This is a genomic window from Accumulibacter sp. (genome assembly GCF_023806565.1).
GTDB lineage: Bacteria > Pseudomonadota > Gammaproteobacteria > Burkholderiales > Rhodocyclaceae > Accumulibacter.
This window is the reverse complement of the sequence record NZ_JAMTDV010000134.1, coordinates 4,145-6,973: the sequence shown is the minus strand read 5'-3', so window position 1 is coordinate 6,973 and position 2,829 is coordinate 4,145. Positions and strand designations below refer to the sequence as shown.

Annotated in this window: 3 protein-coding genes; 1 reads left to right on the top strand and 2 read right to left on the bottom strand. The window is 65.0% G+C overall.

What is annotated here, in order from left to right:
* Positions 1-91 precede the first annotated feature (91 nt).
* Together NFV80_RS16215 and hda are read right to left on the bottom strand one after the other, a co-directional pair.
* A complete protein-coding gene (locus NFV80_RS16215) occupies positions 92-757 on the bottom strand; it encodes an HAD family hydrolase (protein WP_295331295.1) in 666 nt (221 codons plus the stop codon).
* 20 nt (positions 758-777) lie between these two features.
* Positions 778-1,443, bottom strand: a complete 666-nt coding sequence (gene hda / locus NFV80_RS16210) for a DnaA regulatory inactivator Hda (RefSeq protein ID WP_296759350.1) — start codon at positions 1,441-1,443, stop codon at positions 778-780.
* 140 nt (positions 1,444-1,583) lie between these two features.
* On the opposite strand from hda, the gene purM reads away from it, so the two are divergent.
* Entirely contained in the window at positions 1,584-2,633 is a 1,050-nt protein-coding gene (purM, locus tag NFV80_RS16205) for a phosphoribosylformylglycinamidine cyclo-ligase (RefSeq protein WP_295331293.1), read from the top strand.
* The last annotated feature ends 196 nt before the right edge of the window (positions 2,634-2,829 follow it).

Genomic DNA, 2,829 nt, shown 5'->3' with positions numbered 1-2,829 from the left:
GGCTCATCTTCGGCTCATCTTCGGCTTGCCGGGGCGGCGGCGGGATGATAGCCGATATTCCGCGGGCACAAGCGCTCGAACGCGGATCCATTCATGCGCGCAGGCTCACGATCGGCCAGCCCGCTGCTTCGGCGTGCGCGCGCAGCGTCGGGTCCGGGTCGACGACCACCGGATTGCTGACTTTCGAGAGCAGGGGGAGGTCGTTCAAGGAATCGCTGTAGAACCAGCTGCGCTCGAAACTGCTCCACCACAGTCCGAGAGCTTCGAGCCAGGACTCGACGCGTACGATCTTGCCTTCGCGGAAAGACGGCAGGCCGCGCGGCAGACCGGTGAACTGGCCGTTTTCCTGGGCCGGGATCGTTGCGATCAGATGTTCGATCCCGAATTCGCGAACGATCGGCCCGGTCACGAAACTGTTGGTCGCGGTGACGATGGCGCACAGGGCGCCGCCGTCGAGATGCTTGCGTACCAACGCCCGCGCCTTGCCGCCGATCAGCGGAACGATGTTCCGCGCCAGGAACTCACGTTGCCAGGTATCGAGCAGGGCGCGGGGATAGCGCGACAAGGGTTGCAACTGGAAATCGAGGAAGACGTCGATGTCGAGCGTGCCCGCCTTGTATTGCTCGTAGAACTCGAGATTCTTCGCTTCGTACAGGGCGCGGTCCAGGATGCCCTTGCCGATCAGGAACTGCGCCCATTCAAAGTCGCTGTCACCGGCGATCAGCGTGTTGTCGAGGTCGAAGAGAGCAAGATCCATTGGCGGTACTTTCGGGCAACTCACAGGTCGAGGGAGGTTTGCAGCACCTCGCGCAGCAGCGGCAGCGTGATCGGGCGCTGCTGTTCGAGCGAGTAACGGTCGATCGCCGCCAGCAGGGCGGCGAGACTGCGCATGTCGCGCGGCGCCCGCGAAAAAAGGTAGTGGAGCGCTTCGCGCGGCAGGACCAGTCCGCGTGCCTGGGCCTGCTCGCCGAGCGCTGCGAGCTTGTCGGCGTCGCTCAACGCTTGCAGGCGGTAGAGCAGCCCGCTTCCCAGGCGGGTACGCAGGTCTTCCCGCAGGGTCAACTGCAGCGGCGGCAGGTTGGCGGCGACGAGCAGGCGGCCGCCGCTGCCGCAGAGGCGATTGATCAGGTGGAAGAGGACGATCTGGCCGCTGTCGCTGAGCGTTTCGACGTGGTCGACGGCATGGAAATCGCTCGCCGCCGCGTCGCTGACCATCGCGGCAAGATCGGGGTCGCTTTGCGCATCGTGGTAGCTCGCCTGACAGGCGCGCAGGAGATGAGTCTTGCCGGCACCCGCTTCCCCCCAGAGATAGAACAGCGGCTCGCGGCTGCTCGGCGCCAGCCAGGTGGCGAGGCCGGTCAGCGCCTCCGCGTTGCCACCGGCGACGAAGTTGTCGAAGCTGGGCGGGGTTTCCGGCAGCAGGTCAAGGATCAACTGGCGCATCGGGCGGGAGGAGAAGTGCGGCGCAAGCGCTGATCGGGGCGCGGCCGGGCCATTTCGGATAAGATTGGACTTTTTCGGCGATCGGAGTGGTGCATTCTACCACTGCCCGGCATTTGCCTGCCTTGCTCCGGACCTCACTGATGACGATTCAACCCTCTCTCTCCTACCGCGATGCCGGTGTCGACATCGATGCCGGCGATGAACTCGTCGAGCGGATCAAGCCGCTCGCCGCCAGGACCCGGCGCGACGGCGTGCTGGCCGGCATCGGCGGATTCGGCGCGCTGTTCGCGGTACCGCAGAAATACCGCGAACCCGTGCTGGTCGCCGGTACCGATGGCGTCGGTACCAAGCTCAAGCTTGCTTTCGAATGGCAGAAGCACGACACGATCGGTATCGATCTGGTGGCGATGAGCGTCAACGACATTCTCGTGCAGGGTGCCGAGCCGCTGTTCTTCCTCGACTACTTTGCCTGCGGCAAGCTCGACGTCGACACTGCCGCCGAAGTGGTCCAGGGAATCGCCCGGGGCTGCGAACTCGCCGGCTGCGCGCTGATCGGCGGCGAGACTGCCGAAATGCCCGGCATGTATCCGGCTGGGGAATACGATCTGGCCGGCTTTGCCGTCGGCGTCGTCGAGAAATCGGCGATCATCGACGGCTCGACGATCGTTCCCGGCGACGTGCTGATCGGCCTGCCGTCGTCGGGTGCCCACTCCAACGGCTATTCGCTGGTGCGCAAGATCATCGCCCGCGCGCAGCCGGACCTGACGCAGCCCTTCGACGGCGACACCACGCTGGCCGAAGCGATCCTTGCGCCGACCCGCATCTACGTCAAACCGCTGCTGGCGCTGATGCAGGCGCTGCCGGTCAAGGGAATGGCGCACATCACTGGTGGTGGCCTCACCGGCAACGTGCCGCGCATCCTGCCGCCGCCGGTCAAGGCCGAGATCAACCTGGCCGCGTGGCCGCGTCCCAAGCTCTTCGACTGGCTGCAGCGCGCAGGCGGCGTCGCCGAGAGCGAGATGCACCGGGTCTTCAATTGCGGCATCGGCATGGTCGTCGTTGTCGCGCGCGAGAACGCGCAGCAGGCGCTGCAGATCCTGCGCGATGCGGGCGAGGAGGCGGTCGCGATCGGGGTGATCAAGGCGAGGGGAGAGGGGGAAGCGGGGACGGTGGTGGTTGCGGCTTCTTAGACAACTTTGAGCCTGCCGCCCTTTCTCGTTGTTAGTGCTGTTGGCAGCAACTAGATTCGTCCCATATCGTAATAAATGAGTTTCGCGTGGAAGGTGAGCGTGGTGGGGCAGCAAAGCGTGGATGGTCAGTTCTCGGATAGTTACATCGAGTGCTGCAATGCGAGAATTGACCCCGAAGCCCGCTGACCCCGAAGCC